This window comes from Mycobacterium sp. URHB0044, assembly GCF_000620625.1.
Taxonomy (GTDB): domain Bacteria; phylum Actinomycetota; class Actinomycetes; order Mycobacteriales; family Mycobacteriaceae; genus Mycobacterium.
Genome location: NZ_JIAW01000004.1, coordinates 35052 through 51356 on the forward strand (window position 1 = coordinate 35052; position 16305 = coordinate 51356).

The window sequence follows — 16305 nt, forward strand, 5'->3', positions numbered from 1 at the left end:
TCGCTACCTCCCTCCAGACACAGTTGCTGCGGCGCGACGTTCCCGGGCGATCTGTTGCACCGCTCCGAGACCGTTGAACGCCGGCTTGGTCAGCGTGGTCGTCTTGGACGCCAGGTACACCAGCGGCCAGGTGACCAGGAACACCACCACGACGTCGAGGATGGTGGTCAGGCCGAGCGTGAACGCGAAGCCCTTCACCTGTCCGACGGCCAGGAAGTACAGCACCGCGGCGGCCAGGAAGCTCACGGCGTTGCCCGACAGGATGGTCTTGCGGGCCCTGGCCCAACCGCGAGGCACGGCCGACCGGAACGAACGTCCCTCACGAATCTCGTCCTTGATGCGTTCGAAGAACACCACGAACGAGTCGGCGGTGGTGCCGATGCCGATGATCAAACCGGCGATGCCGGCAAGGTCGAGCGTGTACCCGATGTACCGACCCAGCAATACCAGGATCGCGAAAACCATTGCGCCGGAGGCGACCAGCGAGAGCGCGGTCAACAGTCCGAGCACCCGGTAGTAGAGCAGGGAGTAGACCAGGACCAGCGCCAGACCGATGGCGCCCGCGATGAGGCCGGCTCGAAGCGACGTCAATCCCAGTGTCGCCGAGACCGTTTCGGCTTCGGACGACTCGAATGACAGTGGCAGCGAACCGTACTTCAGCACGTTGGCCAGTTCGCGTGCCGAGTCGGCGGTGAACTGACCGGTGACCTGCGTACGTCCACCGGGGATGGCCTCGTTGATCACCGGCGCACTGACCACCTGCGAGTCGAGGACGAACGCAGTCTGCGTGCCGACGTTGGCCGCGGTGAAGTCGGCCCAGACGTTAGCCGCGTCGCTCTTGAACTCCACATCCACGACGTACTCGCCGCGCTGCTGATCGAGCCCGGACGTCGCGTTCTGGATGCCCTCGCCGCTGATGATCGACTTGTCCAGCAGGTACACCTGAGTGTGGTCCTGCGAGCAGGTCACCAGCGGCAGGTTGGGATCGTCGTTGCCGGCCAGCACGTCCTCGTCACCGCAGCGGGTGGCTTGGAACTGCAACGCCAGCACCTGGATCTGCTGGTCGGTGCTCTGGCGGAGCGCCTTCTCGTCGGCGATCCGCTGGGCCAGGTCGGCCTTCGGGTTGGGCTTCCCCGGCGCAGGACTCGGCGGGGCAGGGCTCGGCGCGGGACCTGGTGCCGGGGTAGGCGCAGGCGTGGGCGACGGCGGCGCCTCCGGATAGGGCCGCGGCTGGGGCGCGGGAGCCGGCGGTGCTGGCTCCGCAGGCGGCGCCTCCCCCGCCGGCACTCCGGGCGGCGCGATCGGTGCGCCCGGCTCGGCAGGCGCGATGAGTGGCGGCATGCCCGGTGCGCCGGGCAGTCCAGGCGCGCCGGGCAGTCCGGGTGCGCCAGGGGCGCCCGGTGCGCCGGGGACCGATCCCGGCGGGGCCTGGCCTGGTGCTGGCGCCTTGCCTTGGGCCGGCATCACGTGGATCACGGGTCGGATGTAGAGGCGCGCGGTCTGGCCGAGGTTGCGGGCCTCGTTGCCATCATTTCCCGGCACCGTGATGACGAGGTTGTCGCCGTCGACCACGACCTCGGACCCGGAGACGCCCAGCCCGTTGACGCGGGCACTGATGATGTCCTGTGCCTGCGCCAGTGCTTCGCGGGTGGGGGCCGAGCCGTCCGGGGTACGTGCGGTCAACGTGACGCGCGTCCCGCCCTGCAGATCGATGCCGAGTTTCGGCTTGGCTTGCTTGTCCCCGGTGAGGAACACCAGGAGGTAAGCACCGATCAGTAGAACCAGAAAGAGCGTCAGGTAGCGGTACGGGTGCACCGGCGCAGAAGACGATGCCACGTTGCTTGGATCTCCTCAGGTCTGTAAGTCAGCACCGCAAAGGGTACGGGGTCGGGCTGAGACCCGAATTGGTGGTGGAGCGGTCAGTCTTTCTTGACCTGGTTGGGATCGGCGGGCGCATCGGTGACCACCGGGTTCTCTTCGACGTCGTTCTCGTCGATGTCGGTGTCGTCCTCGTCGATGTCGTCGTCCTCGTCGGTCTCGATGCGGTCGCGGACGGCCAACTTCATCCACGTGGTGACGACGCCCGGCGCGATCTCGAGGTCGACGGTGTCGTCGCCGATGCCGGTGATGGTGCCCTGCAGACCCGACGTGGTGTGGATGCGGTCACCGATGATCAAGGACTCGTGCAGGTTGATGGTGGCCTGCATGGCCTTCTTCTGGCGGCGGGACGCGAAGAACATGAACGCGCCGAGGATGATCAGTAGGGGCAGGAAGACGACGAGGTCCATCGCGGCAACAGTCTTTCATGTCGGTCATGCGGTTGACGGTCCCCGGACGGACGGATCACCGGGCGGCCACTTGGTCATCCAGTGTGCCATCACGGCCGCGGCCGGCCGAGCGCCCCGTCACCCGTCCTGGCTGTTAGCGTCACGAAATGCTCGGCCACATGGGCGTGAACGTGCCTGATCTGCCCGCCGCAAAGCGTTATTACGGCGAACTGATGCCGCTGCTGGGATTTCAGTTGTTCCTGTCGAACGACGACGAGTTCGCCTACCGTCCCGCCGGCGGAAAACCCGGTACCTACCTGTTCTTCTATCCGTCGGCCGAGGAGTCCGAGTACTCCCCGCACCGAACCGGACTGCAGCACCTGGCGTTCATCGTGCGCACGCGCGCAGTCGTCGACGACGTTCATCGGGTGGTTTCCGAACTCGCTCTCACTACCGGCGGCGAAGTGCTGCACGAGCCGCAGCACTTCGCGCAGTATCCGCCGCCCTACTACGCCACGTTCTGGCTGGACCCGTGGGGCTTCAAACTCGAGGCGGTCTGTCACTACGACAGGCCCTGAACGACCGAATACGCACCATTTGTGCTTGACGCGTACGCATTCCATGCTGGAACGCGCTCCGTGCCGACGTTTTCGGTCGCGCGTCGACATTCGCCGACTAGGCTCTGACACGACGCCGTGACGCCGCCCTGGCGCCAATCGACCACATCGCCGCCACCCTGCAGGAGTCTTCCGTGAGCACCCTCGAACAGACCCGCCATTTGGCCACACCCATTCCGGGACCCAAGTCCGCGGCCCTCATCGAACGCAAGGTCGCGGCCGTGTCGGCCGGCATTGGCACCACGATGGCCGTGTACGCCGCGAGGGCGGGGGGCGGCATCGTCGAGGACGTTGACGGCAACCGGCTGATCGACCTGGGCTCGGGCATCGCGGTGACCACCGTCGGCAACGCGTCGCCGCGGGTCGTCGAGGCCGTCGCCGCACAGGCTGCCGACTTCACCCACACCTGCTTCATGGTGACGCCGTACGAGGAGTACGTCGCCGTCTGCGAGCAGCTCAACCGGCTCACGCCGATCAACGGTGAGACCCGTTCGGCTCTGTTCAATTCCGGGTCCGAAGCGGTCGAGAACGCGATCAAGATTGCGCGCACCTACACGCGCAAGCAGGCGGTGGTGTCGTTCGACCACGCCTATCACGGCCGCACGAACCTGACGATGGCGCTGACCGCGAAGTCGATGCCCTACAAGCACGGCTTCGGCCCCTTCGCGCCGGAGATCTACCGGGCTCCCCTGTCGTACCCGTTCCGCGACGCCGAGTTCGGCAAGGAACTGGCCACCGACGGTGAGGCGGCCGCGCTGCGGGCGATCAACGTGATCGACAAACAGGTCGGCGCCGCGAATCTCGCCGCCGTCATCATCGAGCCGATCCAAGGCGAGGGCGGCTTCATCGTTCCCGCGGAGGGATTCCTGCCTGCGCTGCTGGCCTGGTGCCGAGACAACGACGTCGTGTTCATCGCCGACGAGGTGCAGACCGGATTCGCCCGCACCGGCGCCATGTTCGCCTGCGAGCACGAGGGCATCGACCCCGACCTGATCGTCACGGCCAAGGGCATCGCCGGCGGAATGCCCCTCTCGGCGGTCACCGGCCGCGCCGAGATCATGGACGCACCACACGCCAGTGGGCTCGGCGGTACCTACGGCGGCAATCCGGTGGCGTGCGCCGCCGCCCTGGCCACCATCGAGACCATCGAAGCCGACGGCCTCGTCGCGCGCGCCAAGGAGATCGAGACTCTGATGAAGGGGCGCCTGCACCGCATGCAGGCCGACGACGACCGGATCGGCGACGTCCGCGGTCGTGGCGCGATGATCGCCGTCGAACTCGTGAAGCCCGGCACCACCGAACCCGACGGCGACCTCACCAAGGCGTTGTGCGCTGGCGCCCATGCGGCAGGCGTCATCGTGTTGTCCTGCGGGACGTACGGCAACGTGCTGCGTTTCCTCCCACCCCTGGCCATCAGCGACGAGCTCCTCGAAGAAGGGCTCGACGTGCTCGCCCAAGTCCTCGCGGACCTCTAACCGATAGGAGTCGATCTTCGTGACCACCGTGCAGAACTTCATCGGCGGAGAGCTGGTCGACTCGGTCAGCGGTGCAACGATGCCGCTGGTCGATCCAGCCACGGGCGAGCAGTACGGCACCGCGCCGATTTCCAACGACGAGGACGTCGACAACGCCTACGCCGCTGCCGCAAGGGCTTTCAAGGACTGGAAGCGCACCACGCCGTCGCAGCGGCAGAAGGCGCTACTGGCCTTCGCCGACGAGGTCGAGAAGGCGGCCGAGGACCTCGTCGCCGCCGAGGGCCGCAACACCGGCAAGCCCAACCACGTCACCGCGGCAGAAGAGATTCCGCCGATGCTTGACCAGATCCGCTTCTTCGCCGGTGCCGCAAGGGTTTTGGAGGGCAAGTCGGCCGGCGAGTACATGGAGGGTCACACGTCGTGGATCCGGCGCGAGCCAGTCGGCGTGATCGGCCAGGTGGCGCCGTGGAATTACCCGATGATGATGGCCATCTGGAAGTTCTGCCCCGCCGTCGCCGCGGGCAACACGGTGGTGATCAAGCCCAGCGACACCACCCCCGTCACCACGGTGATGCTGGCCGAACTGGCCGCCAAACACCTGCCTCCGGGTGTGCTCAACGTCGTCACCGGCGACCGGGTAACCGGTGCCGCCGTCGTCGCCCATCCGACACCGGAGATGGTGTCCATCACGGGGTCGGTCGCCGCGGGCCGTGCTGTCGCGGTCAGTGCGGGCGGCAACCTCAAGCGCACCCATCTGGAACTGGGCGGCAAGGCGCCGGTGATCGTGTTCGACGACGCCGACATCGGCGCTGCCGCTGAGGGAATCGCCATGGCGGGCTACTTCAACGCCGGGCAGGATTGCACTGCCGCCACCCGGGTCCTCGCGCCCGCCTCCATCGCAGGCGACCTGACTGACGCGCTGGCCGAGCAGGCCAAGGCGGCGACCACGACGTTCGGACGGGGTTCCGACGACGAGGACGCGTGGGTCCCCCCGGTGAACAACGTCAATCAGATGGAACGCGTCCTGAGCTTCTTCTCCGACGTGCCGACTCACGCCAAGGTAGCCGTCGGCGGAAACCGCCAGGGCGACAAGGGTTTCTACGTAGAGCCGACGGTCGTCGGCGGCCTGCTACAGGATGACCGGATGATCCAGAACGAGATCTTCGGACCCGTCATCACCGTGCAGTCGTTCACCGACGAGGACGAAGCACTCGCCTGGGCCAACGGCGTCGAATACGGCCTGGCGTCATCGGTGTGGACCAAGGACGTGTCGCGGGCGATCCGGATGTCCAATGCGCTGGACTTCGGCTGCGTGTGGATCAACACCCACATCCCGTTGGTCGCCGAGATGCCGCACGGTGGCTACAAGTCCTCCGGCCACGGCAAGGATCTGTCGATGTATGGGCTCGAGGACTACACGCGCATCAAGCACGTGATGGTCTACACCGGCTGACTCAAGACAGAAGGGCGTCGGGGGTATCCCAACGGACACCCTCGAAGCGGCTGAAATCGCTGTCGTAGCTGACGATTCCGGCGCGATGCTCCACCGCGAGGGCAGCCAGGTGCGCGTCGTTGACGAGGTTTCCTCCGGTGCCGACCCGCGCAAGCAAGCCCGCGAGGACATCGGCGTGGCGCGGGGTGGGACCGACCACGACTGCGCCTGGGGCGGTGCACCAGTCCGCGACCTGCTGCATCGCGTCGCCAATGGTCAACGGCGTCGGGAACAATCCCTGCTTGGTGGTAAGTCTGACGAAGGCGAGCAGCGGTACCCAAGACAGACCGACCGTATCGGCACCGGACAAGGCGCCGTCGAGCCACCGTTTGCTAGCCGCGTGGTGCTCGCTGACCGAGTTGACCGCATACAACAAAACGTTTGCGTCGACGATTCTCATGCGCCTCGCCGCTGACGGCGAATCAGTTCTTCGTCCTCCAACTCAGCCGCAACTTGCAGGGCCCGGTCGAGGTTGACCGTGGGGACGCCCAGGTCCGCGGTACTGGTCTCAAACCGTGCGGTCGCCGGTCGGTGCTGTGCGCCTTCGCGGATCGCATCGTTGAGGGCTTTCTTGAACGAGACTCCGCGCTCCTTCATGAGGCGATGGACCAAGGAGAGCGTGTCATCGTCGAGAGTCACGGTTGTGCGCACAATTGACAGCATAGCATCACACTTCGTGATGCTATGCTGTCAATGGTCGCGCGTCGTCAATGAACGACCAGGTCCAGCGATCAGTGGTGGACTAGCCTGCGGCCGCCACCGCCACGGAACACGTCGCGCCAACCGCGGCGCCGCGGCTGCGACTCGTCTGCTGGCGGCAGCACCTCGGTCCTCGATTCACTGACCGGCACCGGCTCCCGCACCTGTGCCGGCTCCGCCGCGGCGGCGATCGGTCGTCGCGCGTACTCGACGTCACGCACGCTGCGGACGGACAAGCGTCCCAGCGCCAGGGCACCGAGGAACACGATCAACGAACCAAGTCCGTAGAAGTACGTGAGCTCGAGCCACACGCGCTTGGTGTCGCTCGCTGCAACGGGCGTGCCGACGTCGCCGAGCGCCAACGGCCCGGCGAAGGCCCGGCCGACCACGAACCAGGCCCCGGCGATGACGGTCAGCCAGCCACCGAGCATCGCGGTGGCACGGTTGCTCGACACCAGCAGGAACAACCCGCCCAAGACGGTGACCGCACCCGGCAGGACTTCGAGCCAGCCTCGGCCCGCCGTCCAGGCCTGTCCTTGGCTGTAGGCGAAGTCGAAGTTGGAGCCGATGAACGGAATCACCGCACCCCAGATGCCCAGCAGAATCAGCAGGAAGCCACTTGCCGCACCTCGGCTGCGCGGCATGCGCAGTCGTCCGCCGCGGGTGCTGTGGCGCGTATCGATATCGTTCATTTGTCCTCCTCAGTCGCCGGAAGACATACCCCTCGGACGGACCACCTAACCGCTGCCGGCGACGTCGCTGCACGCCGTGTTGCCCGTCATCCGCTGAAAGTCGCCCAACTCTCCAGCAAAGTGCAATTTTGTCGGTAGCATGCGTTGGTCGGGGGATGCCGCGACGGAGTTTCGATAGATCGGACCACCCGCCCACACCGTCTCCACGGCTAGGGCCGACGACCTCGAAGAGTTGGGCATAGAGCAGTGGACTGGATTCGCCGGTGGTGGCGACAGCCCGACCATTACGAGTGGCTGTCGACTTATCTGGCGGCACGCAACCTGCAGCGCTTCACTCGCTTCATGATGGCGGGCATCGTGCTCGTGCTCGCGCTGGTTCCGTTGCTGATTCTGCTGAGCGACGTCGGGCCCGACGACCTGCTGTTTCGCGTCATCGGCGTGGCGGTGATCGCATGTTGCGCGGTGATGGCCACGCTGTGGCTGACCCGGTGGCCGACGCGTACCCAATCCCTGGTGTTCGCGACCGCTGCCAGTGCGTGCATCGCGGCGTCGTGCCTGGCTCAATCCAGAGCCGATTCGGGCCTTCAGATCGCCACCGTGTTCGCGGCGCTCGCCGGATACGTGGCGTTCTTCCACACCAGCCGTTATCTCGCCCTGACGCTGTTGGTGGCGATGGGTACCACCACCGTCCTCGCAATCCAGATCAGCGAATACGTCGGACCTGCGCTCGCCGTGAGCAAACTTCTGGTGATCTTCGTGAGCATCCTCGCCGTGCCGTTCTCGGCCCAAGTGCTGGTCCACGTGCTCGGCACCGACGCCCTCAAGTCGGACACCGATCCGTTGACCGACCTGCCCAACCGGCGCGCCTTCGACCGGTCGGCGCGTGCCCTGGCCGCCGAGTCGATGGGCAGCCGGTCGGCCGTTCTTGCGATCGTGATGGTCGACCTGGATGCGTTCAAACGCGTCAACGACACCGCTGGGCACGCCGCAGGCGACCAGACGCTGATCGCGATCGCCAACATCCTGCGGCGCACCCGGCGGAGCGATTCGATCACCGCGCGCATCGGCGGTGAGGAGTTCGTGGTGGCCGTGGTGGGAGCCGAGCACGCCGCCATCGGCATGGCCGAACGGCTTCGTCACCAGATCGCGAAGACGCCGTGGAACGTCACGGCCAGTGTCGGAGTGGCGACCGCATCATTGGCACGCGCTCCGGAGAACGGCGTTCGTGCCTTCGTTCAGGATCTGGTGGAGTCGGCCGACCGTGCCATGTACAAGGCCAAGCGCGCGGGCGGTGACCAGGTGTACGTCGCCGGCCGCACCGAGGAGATCTACGTCGCCAAGCCGACGGCGAGTAGGACGACGGCCACCAATGGGAACGCCCCCTGGATCACTGCCGAACGCGCCTTGTCCCGCGACGACGCCACCAGGACGATCGCGGCGGCCAGCATCGAGCCGACGCCCGCGAAGACCAAGGCCGCACCCACCAGAGTGCCGCCCGAGCTCGTGACACCGACGCCCACGCCGGTCACGATGGCGAGGAAGAGATTGTAGAAGCCCTGGTTGAGCGCCAGGAGCTTGGTGGCCTCGGCTTCTTCGAGCGTGGTGCCGAACGTGGCTCGGGTTCGCGGCGCGGTCCACAACAGCGACTCCAACACGAAGATGTAGACGTGCAGTACCGCAGCGAGCGCGGCGAAGATCAAACCCGCGGTGACCATTGCGTCCTCCGTGACTACGCGGGATGCCCGCTCGTGTCAGGAAAGGCTCGCACACCTCCCCCGCCGGCGTGCGCTCTTCGCCGGCCAGCGCTCTACATCGCCACCATCGGACGGCAGTAGGCGCACAGGCTCGGTTCGAGCGTGGGATAGCCACACGCCGGACAGATGGCGGCCGCGGCCGCCGGCTCCGCTGGTGCGCTCGGCGGCTTCGAGAGCGGCATCACCGCTGTCACGTCGTTGTTCATGGGCAATCCTTCCGTAGTCGACGGATTACCCCGATCCGGAACTATTAACCCGTTCGTCACGGTGAGTTTGCTCGATTGGCTCCGTGCCTACTCGAACAGGTCCGGTTGCCCCAACGCGGTCACACCGCTGGGCGGCGTCAGACCAAGATGCGTCCACGCCAGCCGGGTGGCGACCCGGCCGCGGGGGGTGCGTGCGAGCATGCCCGCGCGCACCAGGAAGGGCTCGCACACCTCCTCGACGGTCGTCGACTCTTCGCCGACGGCCACCGCGAGCGTGGAGACTCCTACGGGGCCCCCGCCGAAGCTGCGGGTGAGGGCCCAGAGGACGGCACGGTCGAGCCGGTCGAGGCCCAATTCGTCGACGTCGTAGACCGCAAGCGCGGCCTTGGCGACGTCGCGCGTGATGACGCCGTCGGCGCGCACCTCGGCGTAATCGCGGACGCGGCGTAGCAGCCTGTTGGCGATGCGTGGCGTCCCTCGGGATCGTCGGGCGATCTCGGTGCTCGCTTCCGAGCCGAGTTCGATGCCGAGGATGCCCGCCGAGCGAAACAGCACCCGTTCCAGTTCGGGCGGTTCGTAGAAGTCCATGTGGGCGGTGAAGCCGAACCGATCGCGCAGTGGACCGGTCAGTGCGCCGGATCGCGTGGTGGCGCCGACGAGGGTGAACGGTGCCACGTCGAGCGGAATCGACGTGGCCCCAGGCCCTTTGCCGACGACGACGTCGACGCGGAAGTCCTCCATCGCGAGATAGAGCATCTCCTCGGCAGGCCGTGCGATGCGGTGGATCTCGTCGATGAACAACACGTCGTGCTCGACGAGGTTGGACAGCATCGCGGCCAGGTCACCGGCGCGCAGCAGCGCCGGGCCGGACGTCACGCGCAGCGACGTGCCAAGTTCTGCGGCGATGATCATCGCCAGCGACGTCTTGCCGAGACCGGGCGGACCCGCCAGCAGGATGTGATCCGGTGTGCCGCCGCGGTTCTTCGCCCCCTCCAGGACCAGCTGCAGCTGTTCGCGCACCCTCGCCTGGCCGATGAACTCACCCAGTGTGCGCGGCCGCAGGCTCGCCTCGATGTCGCCCTCACCGACGGTCAGCGCCGCGGACACCTCCCGTTCGGTGGTGTCCTCGAATTCCTGATCGTCGTTGAAGCGGCTCATGCCGTCTTCCCCAGCATCGACAGCGCCGCGCGCAATGCGCTCTGCGTCGTGGCCTCGGGATCGTTGGCCAGCACCTTGTCGGTGGCCTCCTCGGCTTGCTTCGCCGCAAACCCAAGGCCCACAAGCGCTTCCACGACGGGCCCGCGGATGGCGTGGCCGATGGCGTTGACCCCGGCGCCGGGCGTCACGGGTCCGATCTTGTCGCGCAGTTCGAGCACCATGCGCTCGGCGCCGCGCTTGCCGATGCCAGGCACGCGGGTCAGCGCGGTCACGTCGCCGTCGGCGAGCGCCTGGCGCAAGGACTGCGCGTCGTACACCGCAAGAGTCGCGAGCGCGATCTTCGGCCCGACTCCGGAGACCCCCAGCATCGTGGTGAAGAGGTCGCGTGACTCGGCGTCGGCGAAGCCGTACAAGGTCATCGAGTCCTCGCGGACGATCATCGCAGTGATCAGCCGGGTTTCAGCTCCGCGCCGCAGCGTCGCCAGCGTCGTCGGGGTGGTCATCACCTTGTAGCCGACGCCGGCGGCCTCGATGACGGCGTGATCGAGTGCGATGTCGAGCACCTCGCCGCGAACCGACGCGATCATCTTGCCGCCTTCAACTTGGCCCGATACGTCTTCCGCTGTTCGGCGGCCATGGCCTCGGCAGCGGCCATCCGCGCGATCATCGGTGCACGCCAGCAGTGGCAGATTGCGAGCGCGAGTGCGTCCGCCGCGTCGGCTGGTGTCGGCTTGGTTTGCAGCCCAAGGATTCTGGTGACCATCTCGGTGACCTGAGCCTTGTCGGCACGACCGTTGCCGGTGACGGCCGCCTTCACTTCACTGGGTGTGTGGAAGTGCACGTCGATGTTGCGTCTGGCGGCAGCGAGGGCGATGACGCCACCGGCCTGCGCGGTGCCCATCGCCGTGTTCGCGTTCTGGTTGGCGAACACCCGCTCGATCGCCAGTACGTCCGGGACGTGGGTGTCCAGCCAGTGCTCGACGACGTCGCTGATGGTCAGTAGTCGCATCTGCAGGGCTTGATCGGAGGGCGTGCGCACCACGTCGACGTCCAGTGCGATCACCTTGCGACCTTGGCCGCTCTCGATGACCGACAACCCGCAGCGCGTCAACCCAGGGTCGACACCCATTACCCGCACGCCAGCCCCTTCCCGAACAGCTGTTCGATACCTTAACCGGCGGCTCGGACGGCTCGGGGGAGGACACGCCCGCTGCGTCTCAGATCAGGAACTGCGCAGACCCCGCGCCATGAACCTTGCCCTGGCCGATCTCGAGGAGCAGGTCGTTGACACGCCGCTTCGCCGGTCCCGACCAACGCACCAGCTCCCGCCCCACTCGGTGGCCGTCACGCTCGATCACGATGACCCAGCGCGCGCCGAGGAATTTCGTCAGCAGCCAGAACGGCCACAACAGGACGGACAGCAGCCCGATCACGATCTCGAACAGGTCGGTGAAATCGAGCAGATCACCGGGAAACGGCCACCACACACGGTGTACCGACCAGGCCGTGCCGTGCGGGTCGAGGACTATTGCCACGCGGTCATTGTCGCCGACGCGCGCGGGGAGAGGGCGATTCCGCGGTACGGCGGCGCAAGTACGCGTCCCGCGACCACCAACGGCTCGGTGTCCCGCAACGTCCGCGCCAGCACGAACGCACCCTCCAGCGCGCCGACCAGCGCGACCACCAGGTCGCGGGCGGTGCTCGGCGGCAGACCACGCGCGACGAAGTACGCGGTGCCGCCGTCGAGCCAGCCCGCGAAGACGGAAGCGGAGGTTTCGCGCAGTTCCTCGACGGTGTCGGCGATCTCCGCCGCGACGCTGGCGACCGGGCACATGTTGGCGAAACCGGTGGCGGCCATGTCGGCCGCGGCCTGGTTGAAGACCGACTCGATGGCCTCGCCGAGATCGTCGTGCGGATCCACCAAGGTCGGGATGAGCAGTCCGTAAGCCGCACCGGCGTTGAGCAGTGCTTCGCGGGCGATCTGCGCCTTGCCGCCCGGGAAGTGGTGGTACAGCGAGCCGATCGGCGCACCGGACGCTGCGACGACGTCTTTCATACCCACGGCGGCGTAGCCCTTGTGCCGCATCAGCTCTGACGCGGCGGTGAGGATCGACTCCCGCGTGGACCTTGCCATTTGTTCCTCCTGGCTACAGACTAGAGCACACGTTCTAGAATCAGCGTTCTAATGTCGGGAGGCGCCATGCAGTCCGTCGACGTCATTGCCGGCACCATCCAGTACCGCGAAGAGGGCGACCCGAGCGGTCCCCCGGTCGTCCTGCTGCACGGTCTGCTCATGAACGACGCCCAATGGGATTTGACGCTGCCCCTATTGCCGCCGGGCTTCCGCTATCTGCTGCCGGTGTTGCCGATGGGCGGGCACCGGATCCCGATGCGCGAAGATGCGGACCTGACCATGCCCGGCATGGTCGGCATCGTCGCCGACTTCCTCGACGCCCTGGACCTGAGCGACGTGACGTTGGTGGTCACCGACTGGGGCGGCGCGCTCTTCCTGACCGCCGCGGGCCGCGACAAGCGGGTGGGCAGTCTGGTGATCTGCCCGTCGGAGGCGTTCGAGAACTTTCCACCCGGCGTTCCGGGCAAGGTCGCCTGGCTGGCCAGCCGCAGTCCGCTGACCGTGTCGCTGGCGATGCGCCAGCTTCGCGTCGGCTGGCTACGCCGGCAGTGGCTGATCTTCGGGATGATGGCGAAGAAGCCCATCCCCCAACGGATCGTCGACGCGTGGTTCGACGCCGGCCTCGAGGACGCACGCATCCGGCGCGATCTGGTGAAGTACTGCCGCACCAAGTTCGTCAAACCCGATCTGCTGCGCAGCACCATGAGGCTCGCCGACTTCGACGGCGACGTGCTCGTGCTGTGGAGCCACAACCCCGTCATGCCCGACGACCACGCTGCCCGCCTGGCTGGCCTGACGAATGGAACCCTGCGCTACGTCGAGGATGCGAACGTGCTGATCATGCTCGACCAGCCCGCGCAGACCGCCCGCGAGATCGGCGCGTTCCTGGCCCGGTGAACGCCGGGTGCACCGTGTGACCGATCCCACCGCAGGGGTGGGCATCGACTCGGGTCACACCGACGCTGGATTTGAGTGGGAAACGAATGTTCGGTTCCCGTCAGGAGATTCATCGTGAACATGAAAATGCGCCTCGCCACGCCGGCCTTGCTAGCAGCCGCAGCGGCAGGATCCATCGCCTTAGCCCCCGTGGCTCTCGCAGCCGAAAGCGGTCAACCGCCTACCTGCACGACGCTGAGCAGTTCGAGCACGCAATGCCAGACACCGGGCAACGTTCAGCTCACCGCCACCCCGCCAGATGTGCAGTATCAGCAGCAATATCCGTACTTCGGCGGCCTCGTGATCCTCGACCACGGCGGCCTCGATCATGGCGGCCACGGCATGGGCGGCCACCGCTGATCCTCGAAGGTCAGTCCTCGTCGAGGGCAGCGGCGACGTCGTCGGGAATGTCGACGTTCGAGTAGACGTCCTGCACGTCGTCGCTCTCCTCGAGCGCGTCGATCAGCTTGAGTACCTTGCGGGCACCGTCGAGGTCGACCGGCACCGTGACCGACGGCTGGAAGCTGGCCTCGGCCGATTCGTAGTCAATTCCCGCTTCCTGCAACGCCGTTCGCACCGCCACCAGGTCGGTGGGCTCGGAGATCACCTCGAAGCTGTCGCCAAGGTCATTGACGTCCTCGGCGCCCGCGTCCAACACAGCGGTCAGGACGTCGTCCTCGGTGAGGCCGTTCTTCTCCAGCGTCACGACGCCCTTGCGGGTGAACAGATAGGACACCGAGCCGGGATCGGCCATGTTGCCGCCGTTGCGCGTCATGGCGACACGGACCTCGCCGGCCGCACGGTTGCGATTGTCGGTCAGGCACTCGATGAGGATCGCGACGCCGTTCGGCCCGTACCCCTCGTACGTGATGGGCTGCCAGTCGGCGCCGCCCGCTTCTTCACCGGCGCCGCGCTTGCGGGCCCGCTCGATGTTGTCGTTCGGTACCGACGTCTTCTTGGCCTTCTGGATGGCGTCGAACAAGGTCGGGTTGCCCGCGGGATCGCCGCCACCAGTGCGCGCGGCCACCTCGATGTTCTTGATCAGCCGGGCGAACTCCTTGCCGCGGCGCGCGTCCTTGACGGCCTTCTGATGCTTCGTGGTGGCCCACTTGGAATGGCCGCTCATCGCCCTACTACCTCTTCTCGCTCGCCACTCATAACCCGACGAGTCTACGTGGACGCTCGAGTGCGCCGCGTTCATCCCTCGGCCTGGCGAAACCGGATTCCCAGCCATGGTTGCACTAGCGTCAAATTCCCGGCGACGGAACACGAGATTGGAAGGTCGACATGACCGCTGCGCAGAACCCCGAGGTCGTGGTCGTCGGCGCGGGCCCGGTCGGCCTGATCGCCGCCTGCGAGCTCGCCCGCCGCGGCGTGCGCATCCAAATCATGGACAAGCTGGACGAGCCGACCAGTGAGTCACGCGCGATCGCCGTACACGCCCGCAGCCTCGACATGCTCGACCGAATGGGAGTCATCGACGATCTCGCCGCGACCGCCGTGAAGTCGACGGGCATGAAGATGTTCAGCAATCGACGCCCGCTGTTCGACGTCGCGTTCGGCGGAGTCGACAGCGCTCACCCCTATTCGTTGCTCACGCCCCAGACCGAAACCGAACGCGTGCTCACGGAGCGGCTGACCGGCCTCGGCGTGACGGTCGGCCGCGGTCTGGAACTCGTCGGACTGACCCAGCACGACAGCGGTGTCCGGCTGACCGTGCGACGTTCCGACGGTTCCGAGACGACGGTGGACACGTCGTGGGTAGTCGGGGCGGACGGCGCGCACAGCGCCGCGCGCCACCTCGTCGGCACTCGACTGCGGGGCTCGTTCAAGGGCGAGCGATTCATCCTCGGCGACTGCGACGCCGAGCACGACCTCGGCGACGAGTTCATGTACACGTTCTTCGCACCCGAGGGTCCAGTGATCGCAATGCCGATGCGCGGCGGCCGCGCCCGCTTGATGGCCGAGATCCATGATGCGGACTCGACACCACTGAACCTGCACCCCAGCCAGACCGACCTGCAGCGGATCCTCGACGACCGCGTCGGGGGTATCACGATCACGAACAGCCACTGGCTGACCTGCTTCGAGATCCACCACGGCCAGGTGCCCAGCTATCGGCACGGCCGGGTGTTCCTGGCGGGCGACGCCGCCCACATCCACAGCCCGGCCGGCGGGCAGGGCATGAACACCGGCATGCAGGACGCGTTCAACCTGGCGTGGAAGCTGGCCGCGGTGATTGACGGCGTCGGCGGCGAAGCGCTGCTCGACAGCTACCACGACGAGCGTCATCCGGTCGCCGAGAAGGTCATCGACTTCAGTACCACCCTGACCAAGGCCGGCACGCTGCGTGGCGGAGCCCGCGTGGTGCGCAACGCCATCCTGCGAGTGATGGGCGCCATCCCGGCCGTCGGCCGACAGATCGCCACCGTCGTCGAGGAAGTCGGCGTCGGCTATCAGGGCAGCCCGGCGGTCCTCGACCGGCACCCTCGCCACGCCGAAGTGGTTGCAGGTCAGCATCTTCCGCACGTCTCCGACGCGATGGTGCAGAAGCAGCTCGGCGCGGCGTGCGGCGCCAACACCGGACACACGATTCTGACCGTCGCAGCGGGCAGACCGGCGCCCGCCGCCGCACCCGAGTCGGTTCAGGTCCTGATCACCGGCGACGACACACCCGTCGATGGTTATGACGCCGTCGTCGCCGATCCCGGCGGGTCGGTCGCCGGGCGATACGGCCTGCGCGACGGCGGCCGCGTGGTGGTGCGCCCCGACGGCTACATCGGCGCGGTCACCGCACTCGACGATCACACCGGCGTCGCCGACTACTTCGCGTCCCTCTGGTGATTTCGGCGTGCGGCGTCACCCGCACCGTTAC

At 67.0% G+C, this 16305-nt stretch carries 19 protein-coding genes and 1 pseudogene; 7 read left to right on the top strand and 13 right to left on the bottom strand.

Annotated features, from left to right (window positions below):
- Window positions 1-3 precede the first annotated feature (3 nt).
- A complete protein-coding gene (secD, locus tag N536_RS0109400; RefSeq protein WP_036435918.1) occupies window positions 4-1836 on the bottom strand; it encodes a protein translocase subunit SecD in 1833 nt (610 codons plus the stop codon).
- A gap of 83 nt (window positions 1837-1919) precedes the next feature.
- Complete coding sequence (gene yajC / locus N536_RS0109405; RefSeq protein WP_029113382.1) at window positions 1920-2288, bottom strand: preprotein translocase subunit YajC; 369 nt, start codon at window positions 2286-2288, stop codon at window positions 1920-1922.
- Between the two features lie 146 nt (window positions 2289-2434).
- Here yajC and N536_RS0109410 point away from each other — a divergent pair, with 146 nt between their 5' ends.
- From N536_RS0109410 to N536_RS0109420, 3 genes are all read left to right on the top strand, one after another.
- Entirely contained in the window at window positions 2435-2845 is a 411-nt protein-coding gene (locus N536_RS0109410) for a VOC family protein (protein WP_029113383.1), read from the top strand.
- 173 nt (window positions 2846-3018) lie between these two features.
- A complete protein-coding gene (gene gabT, locus N536_RS0109415) occupies window positions 3019-4359 on the top strand; it encodes a 4-aminobutyrate--2-oxoglutarate transaminase (RefSeq protein ID WP_029113384.1) in 1341 nt (446 codons plus the stop codon).
- Between the two features lie 19 nt (window positions 4360-4378).
- A complete protein-coding gene (locus N536_RS0109420; protein ID WP_029113385.1) occupies window positions 4379-5812 on the top strand; it encodes a gamma-aminobutyraldehyde dehydrogenase in 1434 nt (477 codons plus the stop codon).
- 1 nt (window position 5813) lies between these two features.
- Here N536_RS0109420 and N536_RS0109425 read toward each other — a convergent pair whose 3' ends face one another.
- The 3 genes from N536_RS0109425 to N536_RS0109435 all read right to left on the bottom strand — a co-directional run bounded on the left by N536_RS0109425 (window position 5814) and on the right by N536_RS0109435 (window position 7242).
- On the bottom strand, window positions 5814-6251 hold the full coding sequence (locus tag N536_RS0109425) for a type II toxin-antitoxin system VapC family toxin (RefSeq protein ID WP_029113386.1): 438 nt from the start codon (window positions 6249-6251) through the stop codon (window positions 5814-5816).
- Window positions 6248-6502 carry a hypothetical protein gene (locus tag N536_RS0109430; protein ID WP_029113387.1) on the bottom strand — a complete coding sequence of 85 codons (255 nt, stop codon included), beginning with the start codon at window positions 6500-6502 and terminating at the stop codon, window positions 6248-6250. Before N536_RS0109430 ends, N536_RS0109425 begins: the two co-directional genes overlap by 4 nt.
- Before the next feature lie 80 nt (window positions 6503-6582).
- The gene (locus tag N536_RS0109435) at window positions 6583-7242 is read right to left on the bottom strand and encodes a hypothetical protein (RefSeq protein ID WP_029113388.1); all 660 of its coding nucleotides are present in this window, start codon (window positions 7240-7242) and stop codon (window positions 6583-6585) included.
- A gap of 672 nt (window positions 7243-7914) precedes the next feature.
- On the opposite strand from N536_RS0109435, the pseudogene N536_RS42910 reads away from it, so the two are divergent.
- A pseudogene (locus tag N536_RS42910) lies at window positions 7915-8538 on the top strand (GGDEF domain-containing protein); the annotation flags it as partial.
- A 32-nt stretch (window positions 8539-8570) separates the two neighbouring features.
- Here N536_RS42910 and N536_RS41390 read toward each other — a convergent pair.
- The 7 genes from N536_RS41390 to N536_RS0109475 all read right to left on the bottom strand — a co-directional run bounded on the left by N536_RS41390 (window position 8571) and on the right by N536_RS0109475 (window position 12494).
- Window positions 8571-8957: a DUF1304 domain-containing protein gene (locus N536_RS41390; protein ID WP_081809131.1), complete on the bottom strand. Its 387-nt coding sequence runs from the start codon at window positions 8955-8957 to the stop codon at window positions 8571-8573.
- Between the two features lie 92 nt (window positions 8958-9049).
- Complete coding sequence (locus tag N536_RS42110) at window positions 9050-9202, bottom strand: hypothetical protein (RefSeq protein WP_155948528.1); 153 nt, start codon at window positions 9200-9202, stop codon at window positions 9050-9052.
- 87 nt (window positions 9203-9289) lie between these two features.
- The gene (gene ruvB / locus N536_RS0109455) at window positions 9290-10360 is read right to left on the bottom strand and encodes a Holliday junction branch migration DNA helicase RuvB (protein WP_029113389.1); all 1071 of its coding nucleotides are present in this window, start codon (window positions 10358-10360) and stop codon (window positions 9290-9292) included.
- A complete protein-coding gene (gene ruvA / locus N536_RS0109460; RefSeq protein WP_029113390.1) occupies window positions 10357-10947 on the bottom strand; it encodes a Holliday junction branch migration protein RuvA in 591 nt (196 codons plus the stop codon). The genes ruvB and ruvA overlap by 4 nt, the downstream gene beginning before the upstream one ends.
- The gene (gene ruvC / locus N536_RS0109465) at window positions 10944-11498 is read right to left on the bottom strand and encodes a crossover junction endodeoxyribonuclease RuvC (protein ID WP_029113391.1); all 555 of its coding nucleotides are present in this window, start codon (window positions 11496-11498) and stop codon (window positions 10944-10946) included. The genes ruvA and ruvC overlap by 4 nt, the downstream gene beginning before the upstream one ends.
- Window positions 11499-11577: 79 nt before the next feature.
- Window positions 11578-11895 (bottom strand): hypothetical protein, encoded by a 318-nt coding sequence (locus N536_RS37900; RefSeq protein WP_064751529.1) that lies wholly within the window; start codon window positions 11893-11895, stop codon window positions 11578-11580.
- On the bottom strand, window positions 11886-12494 hold the full coding sequence (locus tag N536_RS0109475; RefSeq protein WP_029113392.1) for a TetR/AcrR family transcriptional regulator: 609 nt from the start codon (window positions 12492-12494) through the stop codon (window positions 11886-11888). The genes N536_RS37900 and N536_RS0109475 overlap by 10 nt, the downstream gene beginning before the upstream one ends.
- A 66-nt stretch (window positions 12495-12560) precedes the next feature.
- Here N536_RS0109475 and N536_RS0109480 point away from each other — a divergent pair, with 66 nt between their 5' ends.
- Together N536_RS0109480 and N536_RS41395 are read left to right on the top strand one after the other, a co-directional pair.
- Entirely contained in the window at window positions 12561-13391 is an 831-nt protein-coding gene (locus N536_RS0109480; RefSeq protein WP_051574414.1) for an alpha/beta fold hydrolase, read from the top strand.
- Window positions 13392-13511: 120 nt separating this feature from the next.
- Window positions 13512-13790: a hypothetical protein gene (locus tag N536_RS41395; protein WP_081809154.1), complete on the top strand. Its 279-nt coding sequence runs from the start codon at window positions 13512-13514 to the stop codon at window positions 13788-13790.
- Window positions 13791-13800: 10 nt separating this feature from the next.
- On the opposite strand, the gene N536_RS0109490 is transcribed toward N536_RS41395, so the two are convergent.
- Window positions 13801-14556 (bottom strand): YebC/PmpR family DNA-binding transcriptional regulator, encoded by a 756-nt coding sequence (locus N536_RS0109490; RefSeq protein ID WP_029113394.1) that lies wholly within the window; start codon window positions 14554-14556, stop codon window positions 13801-13803.
- Window positions 14557-14717: 161 nt separating this feature from the next.
- On the opposite strand from N536_RS0109490, the gene N536_RS37905 reads away from it, so the two are divergent.
- A complete protein-coding gene (locus tag N536_RS37905) occupies window positions 14718-16274 on the top strand; it encodes an FAD-dependent monooxygenase (RefSeq protein ID WP_051574372.1) in 1557 nt (518 codons plus the stop codon).
- The last annotated feature ends 31 nt before the right edge of the window (window positions 16275-16305 follow it).